This window comes from uncultured Georgenia sp., assembly GCF_937958535.1.
In the GTDB taxonomy this organism is placed as follows: Bacteria; Actinomycetota; Actinomycetes; order Actinomycetales; family Actinomycetaceae; genus Oceanitalea.
Window position 1 is genome coordinate 1 of record NZ_CALGNQ010000251.1, and the last position, 14,131, is coordinate 14,131.

The following is a 14,131-nucleotide window of genomic DNA, read 5'->3' on the forward strand; positions in this document are numbered from 1 at the left end:
GAACATCTCCACCTTGTTGAACTGGTGGACGCGGATGATGCCGCGGGTGTCCTTGCCGTAGGAGCCCGCCTCGCGGCGGTAGCAGGTGGACCAGCCGGCGTACCGCAGCGGGCCGTCGGACAGGTCGATGATCTCGTCGGCGTGGTAGCCGGCGAGCGCCACCTCGGAGGTGCCGGTGAGGTAGAGGTCGTCGTCGGGCAGGTGGTAGACCTCCTCGGCGTGGGCGCCGAGGAAGCCGGTGCCGCCCATGACCGCGGGGGTGACGAGGGTGGGCGTGATCATCGGGACGAACCCGGCGGCGACGGCCTGGTCCATCGCGGCGTTGAGCAGCGCGAGCTCGAGGCGGGCGCCCACGCCGGTGAGGAAGTAGAACCGGGCCCCGGAGACCTTCGCCCCGCGCTTGACGTCGATGGCGCGCAGCCCCTCGGCCAGCTCGAGGTGGTCGCGGACCTGCTCCAGCTGCGGCCGCTCGCCCACCTCCCGCAGCACGGCGAAGTCCTCCTCGCCGCCCGGCGGCACGCCGTCGATGACGACGTTGGACAGCTCGTAGGCGATCGCCTCGGCCTCCTGTGCGGCGGCCGTGGCCGCCCGCTCGGCGGCCTTGACCTGCTCGGCGAGCTCCTTGGCGCGGGCCAGCACGGCCGGGCGGTCCTCCGGGGAGGCCTTGCCGACGGAGCGGCTGACCTCCTTCTGCTCGGACCGGAGCTGCTCGAAGGCGGTGAGGGCGGTGCGCCGACGCTCGTCGGCCTCCAGAGCACGGTCGACCAGACCGGGGTCCTCACCCCGCGCACGCTGGCTGGCGCGGACGACGTCGGGGTTCTCGCGCATGGCTCTGAGATCGATCACGTCCCCGAGCCTATCCGGGGCGTGGGGGCACCTCATGTCCGGTCGGGCGGGCAGGCTCACCTCCGGGCCGGACACGACGTCGTCCCGGCCGTCCCGGCCGGTGATGCCCCGCGCGTCGAGAGGCCGGTCCAGCGGGTGCATCTCGGCTCGGCACCGGCGGGCTGCGGCTAGGGTCGACGGTGTGAGGATCCGCCGCGCCCTGGCCCGTGTCTACTGGCACCTGAGCCGGTGGTCGCCCGCGCCCACCGCGCCGCCGGCCGGGGGCAGCGGCATCCTCATCGGGGCCCCGCACACCTCGAACTGGGACTTCGTCCTCATGCTCGCGCTGGCGTGGCACTGGGGCATCAGCGTGCGGTGGCTCGGCAAGGACAGCCTGTTCAAGCGTCCCTTCGGCCCGCTCATGCGGGCGCTGGGCGGTATCCCGGTACGGCGTGACGACCCCCGCGGCCTGGTCGACGAGCTCGTCGAGCAGGTCCGCGCCGGCGGCCCGACCTACCTCGTCATCACCCCAGAGGGCTCGCGCACCGCCGTGAGGTACTGGAAGTCCGGGTTCTACCGGATCGCCCGGGCGACCGGGCTGACGGTCACCCTCGGCTACGTCGACGGCCGCACCATGACCACCGGGCTGGGTCCCACCCTGACGATGACCGGGGACGTCCGCGCCGACATGGACCGCATCCGGGAGTTCTACGCGGGCAAGGTCGGGGTCCGACCGGGCGGCGAGCGCATCCCCCGCCTCCACGCCGAGGAGGAGTGACGTCCCACCGCACCGTCCCGGCGGGGGCAGGAACCACGGGCACCCAGTAGCGTGCCGACGTGAGTTGGGAACAGTGGGTCGCGGTCATCGCGCTCGTCATCGCCGTCGCGGGACTCGCGCTGGGGTTCACGGTGTGGCGGGCGCTGCGGCGCCGCACCCCGTCCTTCGCGCACGACGACCCCGCACCCGAGCCGCCGCGGCGCCCCACCGGCCCGCCCGCCGTGGTCTTCAACCCCTCGAAGGGCACCGACGGCGAACGGCTGCGCCGGCTGGTCACCGAGGTGGCCGCCGAGTCCGGGCTGCCCGAGCCGCTGTGGCTGGAGACCACCGTCGAGGACCCGGGCGCGGGTCAGGTGCGCACCGCCCTGGCCCGCGGCGCCTCCGTCGTCATCGCCGCCGGGGGCGACGGCACGGTGCGGGCGGTCGCCGAGGGCCTGGCCGGCACCGACACCCCGATGGGCGTGCTCCCGCTGGGCACCGGGAACCTGCTCGCGCGCAACCTCGACGTGCCGCTCACCGGCTACCGGGACATGGTGACGACGGCGCTCACCGGACGGGACCGGGCGATGGATCTGGGCTGGCTGCGCATCGAGCGCCCGCCCGCCGCCGCCGAGCCTGAGCGGGACGTCTACCGCGACGAGCCGGGACGCACCGCCGTCGCGCCCACCCCGGCCGAGGAGGACCAGGCCCCCGAGGTCCGGGAGGGGAGCGTGCCGGGGGCAGAGCTCGACACCGAGCACGTCTTCCTCGTCATCGGCGGCATGGGCTTCGACGCCGCGATGGTGGGCGGTGCCGACGACGAGCTCAAGGCGAAGATCGGTTGGTTCGCCTATTTCGTCGGCGGGGCGCGGCACCTGCTCGGCCGCAAGATCCAGGCCACCCTCGAGCTCGGCGACTCCGGGGAGAGCGCCGAGTTCCACGCGCGCACCGTGCTCATCGCCAACTGCGGGCGGCTGCCGGGCGGGGTGGTGCTCTTCCCCGACGCCCAGCTCGACGACGGCTGGCTCGACGTCGCCGCCATCGACACCCGCGGCGGGATCATCGGGTGGGCGGACCTGCTGCGCAAGGTCGTGCTCCAGGGCCTCGGGGTGCGCCGCGACCTGCTGCCCTACAGCACCGGGAGCATCGAGTTCCGCCGGGCGCACACGCTGACGATCCGCACCGCGCAGCCGGAGCAGGTGCAGGTGGACGGCGACCTCCTCGGAGAGGCCACCGTCGTCCACGCCCGGGTGCAGCACCGCGGGCTGGTCGTGCGCACGCCGTAGGCCACCCCGTGCCACCCGCGGACCCGGTGCCCCGGGGTCCGCACCCGGGACCGGCAGCCCCGGGGCGGGGCGCACCCGCCGCGCTCAGAGGCGCCCGGCGCGCACGTCCTCCACCCAGGCACGGGCGGCGTGGAAGTCCGCGTCGTGCGTGCCCGGCGCGACATGCGCCGCGACCCGGTCCCACCGCGGGTAGGAGCCGAGGTAGCGCACGAGCGGGCACACCCGGTGCAGGCCGATGAGCGCGTCGGCCACCCGCTCCTCGGCGACGTGGCCCTCGAGGTCGATGGAGAAGGAGTAGCGGCCCAGCGAGTCCCCGATGGGGCGGGACTCGATGCGCGAGAGGTTGATCCCCCGCACCGCGAACTGCTCCAGCATCGACAGCAGCGCCCCGGCCTCGTTGTCGGGCAGGTGCACCATGAGCGTCGTCTTGTCCGCCCCGGTGCGCTCGGGCACCTCCCCGGGCCGGGCGACGACGACGAAGCGCGTGACCGCGTGCGGGTTGTCCGCCACCCCCTCGGCGAGCGCCTCCAGGCCGTAGCGCTCCGCCGACAGCGGGGAGCAGAGGGCGGCGTCGAAGCCGGCCTCCTCCCGTCCGTGCTCGGCGAGGGTGGCGGCCGCCGCGGCGGTGGAGGTGGCCGGGACGTGGACGGCGCCGTCGAGCTCGCGCGCCACCCAGCCGCGGCACTGCGCCCAGGCGTGGGGATGGGTGGAGATCCGGCGCACGTCCGCGCGGCGGGTGCCGGGTACGACGGCGAGCACGAAGGCCACCGGGACGACGACCTCACCGACGATGACGAGCGGGTCGGGCGACGCCGCCAGCGTGTCCATCGTCGCGTTGACCCCGCCCTCCACCGAGTTCTCCATCGGGACGACCGCGTAGTCCGCCTGCCCGGTGCGCACCGCCTCCAGGGCGGCGACGACGTCGGTGGCCGGCTCGGCGTCGACCGGCTCCTGCCCGACGAAGGCACGCAACGCCGCCTCGGTGAAGGTCCCCTCGGGTCCCAGGTAGGCGTAGCGGGCGGCTGGCTGCTCGGACATCGCTTCTCCTCGTGCTCTGCGCGCGGTGCGCACCGGGGAAGCCTATGGCAGATGGGCGCCCGTTCCGGCGCCACGTAGGCTGCCCGGGTGAGGCGTCGTCGGAATGTCACCCGCGCCGGGCTCGCGCTGCTCGCCGTCGTGCTCGTCGCCGCCCTCGTCCTGCCCCTCGCCGGGAGCGCCTTCGCCCAGGACGACGACGGCGCCCCCGCCGGCAGCCCGGTCGTGCTGCTCGGCACGGGCGGGCTGCGCTGGGACGACCTGTCCGCACTCGGCACCCCGCGGCTGTGGGCGCTGGCCGAGGAGTCCGGCACCGCGAACATGGTGGTGCGCTCGGTGCGGTCGAGCACCTGCCCGGCGGACGGGTGGCTCGCCGTCTCCGCGGGCCGGCGTGCCGCCGACCTGCCCGCCGCCGAGTTCGGAGTCTGCCGGCTCCTGGAGGACCCGGTCGACGGCGTCGTCCCGGGCTGGTCGGACTACCTGGCCGCCGCCGCGGAGGATTCCTACGACGCGCGCCCGGGCACCTTCGGCTCGCTCCTCGCCGGCGCCCCGGCGCTCGCCGTCGGTCCGGGGGCGGCGGTGGCGCTGGCCGACCCGTCGGGCAGCGTGGCCGGGGAGTACCTGCCCCGGCCCGAGGACCCCGCCGTGCTGGGCACGCTCGTGTCCGAGGCCGCACCGGGGATGGAGCTCGTCGTCGTCGACCTGGGCACGGTGCGGGACCGCGGGCGCCCGCTGTTGCCCGCCGAGCACCCGCTCTTCGCCGGCTCCCCGGAGGAGGAGCCGGTCAAGGGGCTGGGCGGCGGCCCGCTCGCCGGGCCCGACCGGGTGGAGCAGGTGGCGCAGGTCGAGGCCCGGGCCGCGGCCGTCCTCGACGCGCTCCCCACGGGGGCGACGGTGCTCCTCGCGTCGCTCGCCGACTCCGGCACCACCCCCGTCATGCAGGTGATGGCGCTCGACACACCCGACGGCGAGCCCGGCCTGCTGGAGTCCCGCTCCACCCGCCAGCCCGGGATGGTGCAGTCCACCGACCTGCTGCCCACCCTGCTGGACCACCTCGGCATCGACGCCCCCGCCGGGCTGGCGGGCGCGCCGATGGCCAGCGGCCCGACCGACGGCTCGGGCGCGGCCCGCATCGCCCGGCTCGTCGACGAGAACCGGCACGCGATGGCGGTCCGCCCGCTCACCGCCCCCTTCTTCTCCGGCCTCGTGCTCGTCAACCTCCTGCTCTACGCCGTCGTCACGGTGGGCCTGAACCGGCGCATCCTCCAGCGGGTGGGCCGCTGGGTCGCCCACCGCCGCTCGAGCGGCTGGGCGGGCCTGGCCCGCGCCGCCCGGGCGATCGACCCGGACGTCGCACTGCGGACGCTGCGCGCGGTCGCGGTCACCGTCGCCGCGCTGCCGGTGGCCAGCTACCTCGCCAACCTGCTGCCGTGGTGGCGCGCCGGCTCGCCGGGCCTCGTCGTCTACACCAGCACGGTGGCGGTCGCCGCGCTCGTCGCCGGGCTCGCGCTCGCACCCCCGTGGCGCCACCGGCTGCTCGCGCCGGTCGGGGTGGTCGCCGGGCTCACCGCCGTCGTCCTCGCCGTCGACGTCGTCACCGGCGCCCGGCTCCAGGTGGCGGCGCTCATGGGGGTCCAGCCCCAGGTGGGGGGCCGCTTCTACGGGATCAACAACTCCTCCTTCGCGCTGTGGGCCGCGAGCACGCTGCTCACCGCCAGCTGCCTGGCCGAGCCGCTCGTCCGGCGGGGCCGGCGGGTCGCGGCGGCCGTGCTCGTGGGGCTCGTCGGGGCGGTCGCCACCGTCCTCAACGGGGCGCCCGGGATCGGCGCGGACTTCGGTGGCCCGCCCGCCCTGCTGCCCGCGTTCGTCATCCTGGCGCTCCTCGCCCTCGGGGTGCGCCTCGGCTGGCGGCGGGTGCTCGTCGTCCTCGGTGCGGCGGCCGTGGTCGCGCTGTCCTTCTCCGTCGTCGACTGGCTGCGACCGCCGGCCGAGCGCAGCCACCTGGGTCGCTTCGTCGAGACCGTCCTCGACGGCGGGCTGGTCGACGTCGTGCTGCGCAAGCTCGGACAGAACCTGTCCAACCTCGTCGGCTCCACCCTGACCTTCCTCGCCGTCGGCGGGATCGCGCTCGTCGTCCTCGTCCTCACCCAGCCGCTGCGGCGCGCCGCCCGCGCCGGTGACCACGCCGCCTACGGGTGGCTCGCCGAGGGCTCCTCGCTGCGCCGCCTGGACGCGGACACGCGGATGCTGCGCCCGGCGCTCGTCGCGGTGGCCGTGGCGCTGGGGATCGGCTTCGCGGTCAACGACTCCGGGATCGTCATCCCCGCCATCGGCATCTCGCTGGCCGTCCCGCTCCTCGTCGGCGTGGTCGCCGGGTGGCTGCTGCGGCTGCGGACCGAGCGGCGGGCCGGTCAGCGCGAGGCGACGGCGCGGTAGGGCTGCCCGGGCTTCTGCTTGGCCGGCCGGTCACCCAGGTCACGCAGGCTCAGCCGCACCCCGCGGGCCCGTCGGATGATGTCGGCGAGCATGACGTCGCGGTACTGGGCGGCGCGGTGGAGCTGGCCGCGCAGGTCGTTCTTGCTCGGCCGGTGGCGGATGTTGCACGGCACCTCGACGAGGGTGAAGCCCTTGACCAGCAGGTCGATCGTCATGCCGGTCTCCACCCCCCAGCCGGGGGCGAGCGGCACGGCCGCCTCGAAGGCCTCCCGGGTGAGGCAGCGCTGCCCGGACAGCGGCTGCGTGGGCACCCAGCCGGTAGCGCGGGCGATGGCGCGGCGGGCCCGGCCGATGACGATGCCGCGCCCGCCGGCGCCCGGCTGCGGCGGCAGGACGGCGATGGCGCAGTCCGCCCTCCCGGAGAGCACGGCGTCCACGAGCGGCGCGACGCCGACGGCGGTCTCGCCGAGGTCGGCGTCGATGAAGAGCAGCAGGCGGGGCGGGGCATCCGAGACGTCGCGCATGGCGACGACCGACGCCCCGGTCTCCATCGCCGAGGCCTTGCCCCGGTTGACGGAGTGACGCACGACGACGGCCCCGGCCGCGCGGGCGACGTGCTGGGTGTCGTCGGTGGAGCCGTCGTCCACGACGACGACGAGGTCGACGTGAGGGATGGCACGCGCCGCCCTGACCGTCGCCGCGATCCGCTCGCCCTCGTCCTTGGCGGGGATGACAACGGCGACCCGTTGGGTGCTCGGTCGCCGGTTCACACTTCGAGCGTATCCAGGCCGGTGCTCGTCGCGCAGGTCCACGGGCGTGTCAGCGCAGCGCGACCTGGCGGGAGACGATGCCGGCCCGGGCGCGGCGGGCGTCGGCGTCGAGGGGCCCCTCCTCGGCGAGCGCAGCCTGGAGCTTCTCCTCGAAACGGGCGCAGGGCTCGACGAGCTCGTCCGCCTCGGTGCCGGGGTTGAGCTCCCACACCGGGATGAGGATCCCGCTGGTGCGGAAGGCGCCGACGAACCGGGCCCCCTCCTCCAGCTCGGACTCGCGGCGGGCGTGGAGCCGGGCGATGGCGTCCAGGACATCCTCCTGCGGCTCGGGCCGTGCCCAGCGGAGGAACTCCCGGCCCATCCGGCACCAGTAGGCGGAGGTGACGCCGTCGACCGCGACGGTGGGGACGATGCCCTCGCTGGACTGCTCGACGGCGGCCGCGACGTCGGAGTCCTCGCGCTGGTCCTCGGCGAGCCAGAACCCGAAGTCGTCGTGCAGGACGGGCTCGAAGGGCACGGAGAGGTCGAGCACGTCCTGCAGGCGCGGGCCGGGCTCGAGGATGCCGAGGTTGGTCACCGGGGTGCCGGGCTCGGCCTCGAGTGCGAGGATCAGGGCCGCGGCCACGTCCCGGCTCGCGTCACCCGACTTCGCCGCGGTCTGCAGGCCGACGAGGATGGTGCCGTCCTCACGGTGCAGCGCCGGCCACAGGTCCGGCAGCATCGTCGCGACGACGACCTCCCGTGCGCCGTACTCCTCCGTGGTGCGCACGGTGGCGGTCGCGGCCGGGACCACCTCGCGCAGCGCGACCCAGTCGGTCTCCCCCGGCAGCCCCTCGAAGGGACGCTCGACGTAGGGGACCTCGACCCGCTTCGGACGCGCGGGCTGGGACTGGCGCTTGCGGCTCTTCTTACCCATGGTCAGCAAGCCTATCCGCCCGGCTGCGCCCGTCGCGTCGCCCGTCCGCGGAGGCGGACCGCCGTCCGCGGCGACCGGCGGCGGCGCGCAGCACGTGGCCGACGCCGCGTGGCCGCTCACCTCGCTGCGGCTCTCGCCGGTCGACGCCCACCGGGGCCTAGAGGAGGTGGGGCTCCTCGCCGTCGTCGCTGGTCAGCGGCAGGCCGGCGGCGGTCCAGGCCCGCAGGCCGCCGGTGAGGTTCCGGGCGGTGAACCCGGTGTGGTTGAGCCACGCGGAGGCGCGCATGGACCGGCCCCCCGAGCGGCAGACGACGAGGAGGTCCTCGTCCGGCAGCTCGTCGAGGCGGCTCGGCAGCTCGCCGAGGGGGATGTGCGTGGCACCGGCGATGTGCCCGGCGTCCCACTCGTCCTGCTCGCGAACGTCGAGGACGGCGTGACCGGGCGGGACCGGGGCCGCGGGGTCGAGGTCCTGGACGGTCAGGTCCGGTGGCTGGTCGACGTCCTCCATGGTTCCACCGTAACCCGACGGCGGGTGGCGGTTCCCGCCCGTCCTCCCCGCCGGATGCGCCGCGGTCCGCCGCCCGGCACGCCGGACCGGGCGCCCGCCTCGGCACCGTGCACCCGCCCTCCCGGGCGCACGGCCACCCCGGACGCCGGCACGGTGCCGGGGCCGACGCGCTGCGCCGGGGCCGCAGCGGGTGGCAGGATCGAACCATGCACGAGCGAGCCGGTACCCCCGCCCGTCCCGAGGACCTCATCGACGTCGACGCGGTCGTCGCGGCCTACTACGACCGCAGCCCGGACGTCGACGACCCCGCCCAGCGGGTCGTGTTCGGCACCTCCGGCCACCGCGGCTCGAGCCTCGACTCCGCCTTCAACGAGGCACACATCGTCGCCACGACGGCGGCCATCGTCGAGTACCGCCGCGCGCAGGGCACCGACGGCCCGCTGTTCATCGGCCGCGACACCCACGCGCTGTCCGAGCCGGCCTGGCGCACGGCGGTGGAGGTGCTCGCGGCGGCCGAGGTCGAGCTGCGGGTCGACGCCCGCGGCTCCTGGACGCCCACCCCCGCCGTCTCGCATGCCATCCTCCTGGCCAACGGCGCGGGCACCGCCGCCGGGGCGCGGGTGGAGGGGCCGGGCCGGGCGGACGGCATCGTCGTCACCCCGTCGCACAACCCGCCCCGCGACGGCGGCTTCAAGTACAACCCGCCGCACGGTGGACCGGCGGGCTCCGACGCGACGTCGTGGATCGCCGCCCGCGCGAACGAGATCCTGCGCTCCGGCGTCGACCGGGTGCCGCGCATCCCGCTGGAGCGGGCGCTGGCCGCCGAGACCACCCGCCGCCACGACTTCCTGGCCGCCTACGTCGACGACCTCGCCAGCGTCGTCGACGTCGAGGCGATCGCCCGCGCCGGGGTGCGGATCGGGGCGGACCCGCTCGGCGGCGCCGCCGTGGAGTACTGGGGCGCCATCGGGGAGCGGTACGGGCTGGAGCTCACCGTGGTCAACCCACGGGTCGACCCGACGTGGTCGTTCATGACCCTGGACTGGGACGGCAAGATCCGGATGGACTGCTCCTCCCCGTACGCGATGGCCTCGCTGCTCTCGGTCATGCAGCCGCAGGACGGCGGGCCGGCGCCGTACGACGTCGCCACCGGGAACGACGCCGACTCCGACCGCCACGGCATCGTCACCCCCGACGGCGGGCTGATGAACCCCAACCACTACCTCGCCGTGGCCATCGACTACCTCTTCACCCACCGGCCGGGCTGGCCCGCCGCCGCGGCCGTCGGGAAGACCCTGGTCTCCTCGGCGCTCATCGACCGGGTGGCCGCGGGCCTGGGGCGCCGGCTCCTCGAGGTGCCCGTCGGCTTCAAGTACTTCGTCCCGGGCCTGCTGGACTCCTCCGTCGGGTTCGGCGGGGAGGAGTCCGCGGGCGCCTCCTTCCTCCGCCGCGACGGCACCGTGTGGACCACCGACAAGGACGGCATCATCCTCGCCCTGCTCGCGGCGGAGATCATCGCGGTCACCGGACGCAGCCCGAGCCACCTGCACGCGGAGCTGGTCGAGCGTTTCGGCGACTCCGCCTACGCGCGCATCGACGCCCCGGCCACCCGGGAGCAGAAGGCCCGGCTCGGCGCGCTCAGCCCCGAGGCGGTCACGGCGACGACGCTCGCCGGCGACCCGATCACCGGGCGGCTGGTCACGGCCCCCGGCAACGGTGAGCCGATCGGCGGGCTCAAGGTGACCACCGACCACGCCTGGTTCGCCGCGCGGCCCTCCGGCACGGAGGACGTGTACAAGATCTACGCCGAGTCCTTCCGCGGGCCGGAGCACCTCGCCCAGGTCCAGGCCGAGGCCAAGTCGGTGGTCGACGCCGCCCTGGAGTAGCCGGCCCCGAGCCCGGGCAGCACGCGCCGGGACCGAGCCCGGACGGCGTCGGCGCCGGGCGGAGGGACGCGTGCGAGCGGGGCGCGGCAGCGCCGGGATGTGAGCGGGCGCGGGCGCCCCGGGATGAAAGAATGCTCGGGTGCTCAGGCCGTACCGCGACGTGCTGGCCCGGCCGGGTGCCCTGCGCTTCACCCTTGCCGGGCTGATCGCGCGCCTCCCCACCCCGATGGTGGGCCTCGGGATCGTCCTCATGGTGGCCGCGCTGTACGGCTCCTACGGCATGGCCGGGCGGGTGTCGGCGGTGTTCGTCGTCGTCCAGGCGCTCTGCTCGCCGCAGCTGGCCAAGCTCGTCGACAGGTACGGTCAGGCCCGGGTCATGCGCCCGTCACTCGCCGTCGCCTGCGTGGGGCTCGCCGGGCTCGTCGTGGCCGCCGTCCAGCATGCCCCCGAGCCGGTGCTCTACGCCGCCGCGGGGCTCGCCGGCGCGACGATCGGCTCGCTCAACGCGCTCGTCCGGGCCAGGTGGGGTGTGGTCCTGGAGAAGCCCTCGCAGATCCACACCGCCTACTCGCTGGAGTCGGCGCTCGACGAGCTGACGTTCATCTGCGGGCCGATCATCGCCACCTTCCTCGCCACCAGCGTGACGCCGTGGTCCGCACTCGTCGTGCCGATCCTCGCCATCCTCGTCGGCGGGTACTGGCTGCTGTCCCAGCGGGAGACGGAGCCGCCCGCCACCGGGCGGCCCGCCCGGACCGCGAGCCCGACCGAGCCGCTGGTGAGCGGGGCGCTGGTCGTCCTCCTCGTCATCTTCTTCGCCACCGGCATCATGTTCGCCGGCATCGACGTCTCGGTGGTCGCCTTCACCGCCGAGCAGGGCGCCCCGGGGCTCGCCGGACCGGTGCTCGCCTCCCTCGCGCTCGGCTCGCTCATCTCCGCCCTGGCCTACGGGGCGCGCGTGTGGTCCAGCCCACTGTGGCTGCGGCTCGTCATCGGCACCGCCCTGCTCACCGTGGGGACGGCGAGCTTCCTCCTCGTCGGGTCGATCGCGGCACTGGCCCTCGCCGGGTTCCTCGCGGGTTTCGCCATCGCGCCGACGATCACCAACGGCAACTCCTTCGTCCAGCTCATCGTCCCGGCCCGGCGCATCACCGAGGGGTTCACCTGGCTCGCCGCAGCCATCGGTGTCGGGGTGTCCGTGGGGGCGTCGCTCTCGGGCATGCTCATCGACCTGTACGGCTCGCGCGGCGGGTTCGCCGTCGTCGCGGGTGCCGCCGCCGCGGCGCTCCTCGTCGGGCTGGTGTGCAGCCCGCTCCTGCGGGCGGCCGGGCGGCGCGAGCACACCCTCCAGCGCCCCGCCTGAGGCACCGCCCGCCGCGGTCGGACCGGCTCCTCAGGGTGCGGCGGGCCCCCGGCACGACCACACTCGTGACACCAGCTGCCGACGGAAGGACGTACGAGATGGGCATCGGTGGAGGGATCTTCCTCATCGTCGTGGGGGCGATCCTCGCCTTCGGGCTGTCCCCGGACACGTGGGAAGTCTTCAACATCAACACGATCGGCTACATCCTCATGGTGGTCGGCGTGCTCGCCCTGGTGCTCGCGTTCGCCATGCAACGGCAGCGCCGCAACACCAGCCACGCCGAGTACATCGAGCGCCGCGACATCGGCAACCCGCCCCCGGGCGGTCCGCCGCCGGCGCGCTGAGCACCACGGCCGTACCCCGCTCCCGGACCCGGGGGCGGGGTGCGTCGGACCTGCACCCCCCGTTGCCCTCCCCTAGCGTTCGTGCCATGGCTCGCACCGGGATCGCCGCCAACCTCGAGGACTCGGTCAACCGCCGGCTGATCCCCTACCTCAAGGAGCACGGCTGGCGGCCGGCGACCATCCCGTACACCGGGTACGGGAACGCCGACACCCTGCGCGTCCTGGCCCGAGTGCTGCTCCGCGCCCCGGACGACACCGCACCGGCGGCCGCCGACGTCGGCGCCACCTCACGCGAGCTCGCCGAGGCGGAGGAGGCGGAGCGGGGCTGGCAGTCCTTCCTCACCGCACCGGTGGCCTACCTCCCGGTGGCCGTCGAGATCGGCGGGCGGACACACCAGGCACGGGCCGACCGCGGCGGGTACCTCGACGTCCTCGTCCCGGACCACGGGCTCCCGGCCGGCCGACACGAGATCAGCGTGCATGCGCGCGGGGCGAAGCCGGTGACGGCGCAGGTGCTCGTCATCGGCCCGGAGACCCGCGTCGGCATCGTCAGCGACATCGACGACACCGTCATGGTCACCCGGGTGCCGCGGCCGCTGGTCGCGGCGTGGAACACGTTCGTGCGGCACACGACGGCGCGCCAGCCCGTCCCGGGCATGGCCGAGCTGTTCCGCCGCCTGGGGTCGGCACTGCCCGGTGCCCCCGTGTTCTACCTGTCCACCGGGGCGTGGAACGTGGTGCCGGCGCTCGAACGGTTCTTCCGACGCAGCGGGCTGCCCACCGGCCCGATGCTCATGACCGACTGGGGGCCGACCAACACCGGGTGGTTCCGCAGCGGCCAGGAGCACAAGCGCACCACGCTGCGCCGGCTGCTCATCGACTTCCCCCACGTGCGGTGGCTGCTCATCGGCGACGACGGCCAGCACGACCCGGAGATCTACGCCGAGCTCGCCCGGGAGCACCCCGACCGGGTGGTGGCCATCGGCATCCGCCGGCTGACGGCGGGTGAGCACGTGCTGGCGCACGGCACACCCCAGGCCTCCGACATGGGCAAGGGTCACGATGGCGGCCGGGTCTCCGGCCGCCGCCAGGTACCTGCCGTCGCGGGGCCGGACGGCGAGTCGCTGTGGCGGGAGCTGCGTCCCTACCTGTGACGCGTGATCCCGGGGTCGCCGGTCGCCATGGCCGGCCGCGCCGGATGCGCGGCCTCCCCCTGGGGGCCCCGCCGCTCGCGCCGCTGGAGCGGCCGACTGCGTCCCGCTTCTGACTCTGGTGTGTGGCTCGTGACGTCAAGCCGTGACGTGCACCCGGACGCCGGGGAGGCGACCTCGGCGCCGCAAAGCCCTGAGCACGGGGAGCGACCCGAGCAGCGGGACGCCCCCACAGAAGGCGAGGAAGAACGCCGCCGCCAGGGTACTCGTCGGCGCGAACACCACCGTTCCGAGCACGACAGTCGCAAACACCCCGGCCATGCCGGCGACGTAGGCGACCCACCGACCGTGCCCGGCAGTGCCGAGCCGTAGTACTCGCACCAGCACGATCGACGCCGCACCGGCAACCAGCGCACTCACGAACGCGATAGGAACGTACGTCAGCACCGCCAGGGCGAAGGATCCGGCGATGATGGAGGCATCTCCTGGATCTCTGGCGATGTAGACCATCATCATGACCCCGGCCGGTATGACCAGGGCGACCAGGACCGACGCCACCCAGTACCCGAGCAGCCACAGCGTCCAGTGCATCCATCCCGCCCCTCGCGGCCGTCCCAGCGCGGACCCTCCATCGACGCGAGCCGTGCGTCAGCGCCGGCCCGCGAGATGGTTGCCGTCCACGTTACCGGTAGGCGAGGTAAAGCTCCGACGCATCGGGTCCCATCGGGCCTCGCGATGCCGGATCAACCTGCCCGGTGACGGCAAGTCGGTGCTCAGCGGCGCCGCCGAGCCGCATCGGTTGCGGGATGGCTCCCCATGCGGGTGACAGGTGACATCCCTAGTGAACGGGTGAACCA

At 74.8% G+C, this 14,131-nt stretch carries 13 protein-coding genes; 7 read left to right on the forward strand and 6 right to left on the reverse strand.

Annotated elements, in window-relative coordinates:
* On the reverse strand, positions 1-846 hold an 846-nt coding region (locus Q0195_RS13530), incomplete at its 3' end, for an aminoacyl--tRNA ligase-related protein (protein WP_299279409.1).
* Positions 847-1,027: 181 nt separating this feature from the next.
* On the opposite strand from Q0195_RS13530, the gene Q0195_RS13535 reads away from it, so the two are divergent.
* Both Q0195_RS13535 and Q0195_RS13540 read left to right on the forward strand, forming a co-directional pair.
* A complete protein-coding gene (locus Q0195_RS13535) occupies positions 1,028-1,603 on the forward strand; it encodes a 1-acyl-sn-glycerol-3-phosphate acyltransferase (RefSeq protein WP_299279411.1) in 576 nt (191 codons plus the stop codon).
* Between the two features lie 59 nt (positions 1,604-1,662).
* On the forward strand, positions 1,663-2,868 hold the full coding sequence (locus Q0195_RS13540; RefSeq protein WP_299279413.1) for a diacylglycerol kinase family protein: 1,206 nt from the start codon (positions 1,663-1,665) through the stop codon (positions 2,866-2,868).
* A gap of 84 nt (positions 2,869-2,952) precedes the next feature.
* On the opposite strand, the gene pheA is transcribed toward Q0195_RS13540, so the two are convergent.
* A complete protein-coding gene (pheA, locus tag Q0195_RS13545; protein ID WP_299279415.1) occupies positions 2,953-3,906 on the reverse strand; it encodes a prephenate dehydratase in 954 nt (317 codons plus the stop codon).
* Positions 3,907-3,993: 87 nt separating this feature from the next.
* Here pheA and Q0195_RS13550 point away from each other — a divergent pair, with 87 nt between their 5' ends.
* Positions 3,994-6,339 (forward strand): hypothetical protein, encoded by a 2,346-nt coding sequence (locus Q0195_RS13550; protein ID WP_299279417.1) that lies wholly within the window; start codon positions 3,994-3,996, stop codon positions 6,337-6,339.
* On the opposite strand, the gene Q0195_RS13555 is transcribed toward Q0195_RS13550, so the two are convergent.
* From Q0195_RS13555 to Q0195_RS13565, 3 genes are all read right to left on the reverse strand, one after another.
* A complete protein-coding gene (locus Q0195_RS13555; protein ID WP_299279418.1) occupies positions 6,315-7,109 on the reverse strand; it encodes a glycosyltransferase in 795 nt (264 codons plus the stop codon). The genes Q0195_RS13550 and Q0195_RS13555 overlap by 25 nt on opposite strands.
* A 49-nt stretch (positions 7,110-7,158) precedes the next feature.
* On the reverse strand, positions 7,159-8,025 hold the full coding sequence (locus Q0195_RS13560; RefSeq protein WP_299279420.1) for a DUF5926 family protein: 867 nt from the start codon (positions 8,023-8,025) through the stop codon (positions 7,159-7,161).
* 157 nt (positions 8,026-8,182) lie between these two features.
* Positions 8,183-8,533: a rhodanese-like domain-containing protein gene (locus Q0195_RS13565; protein WP_299279422.1), complete on the reverse strand. Its 351-nt coding sequence runs from the start codon at positions 8,531-8,533 to the stop codon at positions 8,183-8,185.
* 206 nt (positions 8,534-8,739) lie between these two features.
* Here Q0195_RS13565 and pgm point away from each other — a divergent pair, with 206 nt between their 5' ends.
* The 4 genes from pgm (at position 8,740) to Q0195_RS13585 (ending at position 13,277) form a co-directional block, all read left to right on the forward strand.
* On the forward strand, positions 8,740-10,419 hold the full coding sequence (gene pgm, locus Q0195_RS13570) for a phosphoglucomutase (alpha-D-glucose-1,6-bisphosphate-dependent) (RefSeq protein ID WP_299279424.1): 1,680 nt from the start codon (positions 8,740-8,742) through the stop codon (positions 10,417-10,419).
* Between the two features lie 139 nt (positions 10,420-10,558).
* Positions 10,559-11,779, forward strand: a complete 1,221-nt coding sequence (locus Q0195_RS13575; protein WP_299279426.1) for an MFS transporter — start codon at positions 10,559-10,561, stop codon at positions 11,777-11,779.
* Positions 11,780-11,877: 98 nt separating this feature from the next.
* The gene (locus tag Q0195_RS13580) at positions 11,878-12,123 is read left to right on the forward strand and encodes a DUF6458 family protein (RefSeq protein ID WP_299279428.1); all 246 of its coding nucleotides are present in this window, start codon (positions 11,878-11,880) and stop codon (positions 12,121-12,123) included.
* An 86-nt stretch (positions 12,124-12,209) separates the two neighbouring features.
* Positions 12,210-13,277 (forward strand): phosphatase domain-containing protein, encoded by a 1,068-nt coding sequence (locus Q0195_RS13585; RefSeq protein WP_299279430.1) that lies wholly within the window; start codon positions 12,210-12,212, stop codon positions 13,275-13,277.
* A 135-nt stretch (positions 13,278-13,412) separates the two neighbouring features.
* On the opposite strand, the gene Q0195_RS13590 is transcribed toward Q0195_RS13585, so the two are convergent.
* Positions 13,413-13,865: a hypothetical protein gene (locus Q0195_RS13590; protein ID WP_299279432.1), complete on the reverse strand. Its 453-nt coding sequence runs from the start codon at positions 13,863-13,865 to the stop codon at positions 13,413-13,415.
* Between the last annotated feature and the right edge of the window lie 266 nt (positions 13,866-14,131).

Excerpts from the sequence above, each read along its gene's own strand:
- pheA (WP_299279415.1), bottom strand. The coding sequence starts at position 3,906 with ATGTCCGAGCAGCCAGCCGCCCGCTACGCCTACCTGGGACCCGAGGGG.
- Q0195_RS13560 (WP_299279420.1), bottom strand. The coding sequence starts at position 8,025 with ATGGGTAAGAAGAGCCGCAAGCGCCAGTCCCAGCCCGCGCGTCCGAAG.
- Q0195_RS13565 (WP_299279422.1), bottom strand. The coding sequence starts at position 8,533 with ATGGAGGACGTCGACCAGCCACCGGACCTGACCGTCCAGGACCTCGAC.
- pgm (WP_299279424.1), top strand. The coding sequence starts at position 8,740 with ATGCACGAGCGAGCCGGTACCCCCGCCCGTCCCGAGGACCTCATCGAC.
- Q0195_RS13580 (WP_299279428.1), top strand. The coding sequence starts at position 11,878 with ATGGGCATCGGTGGAGGGATCTTCCTCATCGTCGTGGGGGCGATCCTC.
- Q0195_RS13585 (WP_299279430.1), top strand. The coding sequence starts at position 12,210 with ATGGCTCGCACCGGGATCGCCGCCAACCTCGAGGACTCGGTCAACCGC.
- Q0195_RS13590 (WP_299279432.1), bottom strand. The coding sequence starts at position 13,865 with ATGCACTGGACGCTGTGGCTGCTCGGGTACTGGGTGGCGTCGGTCCTG.